This window comes from Mesorhizobium sp. P5_C1 (assembly GCF_054049815.1).
Genome location: NZ_JBFULQ010000589.1, coordinates 1 through 3,208 on the forward strand (window position 1 = coordinate 1; position 3,208 = coordinate 3,208).

The window sequence follows — 3,208 nt, forward strand, 5'->3', positions numbered from 1 at the left end:
AGCGGCGATCTCGGTGAATTTCAGCCGACGGGCGATGAGGGCCTTGTCGAAGCGGTCGGCGATCTCGCCGCCAAGGGCTGACAAGAGCAGGAAGGGAGCCATGAAGACGGCACCGGCCAGGGTGACCAGTGATGCCGCCTTGTCCGCCGCCAGCGTGAACAGAATAAGGAACACCAGCGTGTTCTTCAGGAAATTGTCGTTGAAGGCAGACAGGAACTGCGTCCAGAAGAGAGGCGCAAAGCGCCGTGTCATCATCAGATGACTGTTCGTATGATTGTTCGGAGCGATGTCCATGGCGGCGACTTCCATTGGGCAAGGCCGTTGAAGTCCTGGTCCGATTAGTCAACGGTCTTACGCGGTTTGAGCGTAGTGGTAGCGGAAACCCGGTTACACTTCGTTACTGCGGTTGACGTCCATCAGCAGTGTCTCGGTCTTGCCGTCCTCCAGCCGGTTGATGAAACGGCTTGGGTCTTCCGCTTCTGACGATCGAGCTCTGCACGAGCACGATCGCCGCCATCGCATGGAACCTTGGCGGCAAATCATGCTCTCATCAAGGTGGATGCCGCCCACCGTCTTCGAGGCCGCGATGGCGAAACTGGCCGTGGTGAACGCTTCCCGGGTGCTTGAGTTCATGGGCGCTTAGTTGTTGGTGGCCATCGATATGATCCTTTCGTTTCAGCCTTAAGCCGGGTCGCTGGTGGTCTGTTTCAGGCCGGATACAATCAAGCCGACTTGCCGACAGCGTTTCCGTCAGCCGTTCGAGCTTCGCGCCGGCGCATGGTTCGCCCGACGAACGAAATTTTAATGTAAATGAAGCGTAATCCCGGTCATTAAAATGATGCGTATGTGTTGGGGTTGCGCATGCCGGAATATTCGTCCTTCATCCGTTCGGTCCGGGCCCGCTATATTTCAGGGTTGCTGATCTTTGCGCTGGCTTCCGCCGCCATCGTGATCGCGCTCGATCGGGTCAATTCCTTTCGTCATGACATCGATGCGCTAAGCAGCAACCTCGTCGTTTTCACCCGCGACCTGCGCAACGCGACCAGCTTTGCCGAGACGACCGGTACTGCATGGCGGGCGGAGACGCGCGATGCCCTCACCTCATCGGCGCGGGGTCATTCGGAGCGCCTGACCGGCGAGATCGAAACGCTGACCGCCCAGCTTGCCGCGATCAAGCCGCGCCTTTCGGTCAAGACCATCAACGAGCTCGAAACCGCTTCCGTCAACGGCGACCTGTTCTGGTCGCCGCGCGACATGGTGCGCAACTTCAACCTGATGTCGATGGCGCAGAAGGTCGATGAATGGAGCTATCGCGAAATCCGCAACCAGAATGACCTGTTCGCCCAGCCCATGCTGGTCCGCGTCCGCACCGCCATGGACGACGAGCGCCATCTGGCCGATGTCTCCAGCGACAGGCTATTGCTGTGGGCGAGCGGCATCCTGTTCGCCGCCCTTGCCATCGTCGCCTTCTGGATCTTCCGCCCGATGGAAGTGGCCATCCGCCGCGCCTTTGCCGAATCCGCCGAATCCCTGTTCAAGGCCGAGGCCGCCGACCGCGCCAAGTCTGAATTCCTGGCCAATATGAGCCACGAAATCCGCACGCCGATGAACGGCGTGCTCGGCATGGCCGAGCTGCTGGCCAAGACCGACCTGACCGCGCGCCAAAAAACCTTCACCGACGTCATCGTCAAATCCGGCAACGCGTTGCTCACCATCATCAACGACATCCTCGATTTCTCCAAGATCAATGCCGGCCAGCTGACCCTCGATCCGGCTCCCTTCCGTCTCTCCGAGGCGGTCGAGGACGTAGCGACGCTGGTGTCGGCGCGCGTCGCCGAGAAGAACCTCGAACTGATCGTGCGTGTCGACCCGCGGCTGCCGGCCTATGTCATCGGCGACGCCGGACGGTTCCGGCAGATCGTCACCAACCTGCTCGGCAATGCGGTAAAGTTCACCGAAAAGGGTCACGTGCTGATCGATGTCGGCGGCGAGATCGTCAACGACGTGGTCCAGCTCAAGGTCCGCGTCGAGGACACCGGCATCGGCATACCGGCCGAAAAACTGCAGAACGTTTTCGAGAAATTCGCCCAGGTCGACGGGTCGTCGACCCGCCGCCACGAGGGCACTGGCCTTGGCCTCGCCATCGCCGCGCGCCTCGTCGATCTGATGGCGGGCAAGATCGGCGTCGAGAGCGAGATCGGCCGCGGCTCGGTGTTCTGGTTTGCGGTGCCGCTGCCGGCGCACCACGCCGTGGCGCGCGACGAAATCGTGCCGGTCGACGTCACCGGCGCGCGCGTGCTGGTCATTGACGACAATCCGGTCAACCGCGAGATCCTGCTCGAGCAGCTCAGAAGCTGGAGCTTCGACTGCGCCGCCGCCGAAAGCGGCGCCGTGGGCCTAGCCTTCCTCGATCGCGCTTTCCAGCTGGGAGCCGCCGTCGACTGCATCATCCTCGACTACCAGATGCCGGGCATGAACGGCGCCGATGTTGCCAGGGCCATCGCTTCCGACAGCCGGCTGGCTTCCATTCCGGTGGTGTTGCTGACCTCGGTCGACCAGGTCGATTTCGGCAAGATGATCATCGACTTCGGCATCGCCGCGCACCTGACCAAGCCGGCGCGTTCCGCTGTCCTGCTCGGCACCGTCATCTCGGTCATCCAGAGGGCTCGCTCGCAGGTCGGCAAGGCCCAGTTCGTCCGCGAACCGATCGTGCCGATTCCCCCGGCTGCGCCACCCGCTTTCACCGTTATCCGCGGCCCGGCGATACCGGTTGCCGCGGCACCGGAATCGACGGCTACGCTGAACGGTCCGATCGACATCCTCATTGCCGAGGACAACGACGTGAACCAGTTGGTTTTCGGCCAGATCCTCAACGGCCTTGGCCTCAGCTATCGCATCGCCGGCAACGGCCGCACGGCGGTCGAGATGTACCGGGCGCTGCGCCCCAGGCTGATCCTGATGGACGTCTCGATGCCAGAGATGAACGGCTACGAGGCGACCCGCGCCATCCGTGCGATGGAGACCTCGTCGGGCACGCACATCCCGATCATCGGCGTTACCGCGCACGCGCTGAAGGGCGATCGCGACAAGTGCATCGAGGCCGGCATGGACGACTATCTGCCCAAGCCGGTTTCACCCGACCGCCTCGGCACCAAGATCGGCACCTGGCTCAGCGAGACGGTGGTGGCGAAGACGGCTTAGCCCGCAG

Annotated in this window: 3 protein-coding genes; 1 reads left to right on the plus strand and 2 read right to left on the minus strand. The window is 62.4% G+C overall.

Going from position 1 to position 3,208, the window contains the following annotated elements:
* Positions 1–294: hypothetical protein (locus ACXJ7R_RS28365; RefSeq protein ID WP_457154717.1), on the minus strand; the 294-nt coding region annotated here is incomplete at its 3' end.
* A 93-nt stretch (positions 295–387) separates the two neighbouring features.
* Positions 388–633, minus strand: coding sequence for a hypothetical protein (locus ACXJ7R_RS28370; RefSeq protein ID WP_457154718.1), 246 nt, complete (start codon positions 631–633; stop codon positions 388–390).
* Positions 634–861: 228 nt separating this feature from the next.
* Here ACXJ7R_RS28370 and ACXJ7R_RS28375 point away from each other — a divergent pair, with 228 nt between their 5' ends.
* Positions 862–3,201, plus strand: a complete 2,340-nt coding sequence (locus tag ACXJ7R_RS28375; protein ID WP_457154719.1) for a response regulator — start codon at positions 862–864, stop codon at positions 3,199–3,201.
* The last annotated feature ends 7 nt before the right edge of the window (positions 3,202–3,208 follow it).

Excerpts from the sequence above, each read along its gene's own strand:
- ACXJ7R_RS28375 (WP_457154719.1), top strand. The coding sequence starts at position 862 with ATGCCGGAATATTCGTCCTTCATCCGTTCGGTCCGGGCCCGCTATATT.
- ACXJ7R_RS28370 (WP_457154718.1), bottom strand. The coding sequence starts at position 633 with ATGAACTCAAGCACCCGGGAAGCGTTCACCACGGCCAGTTTCGCCATC.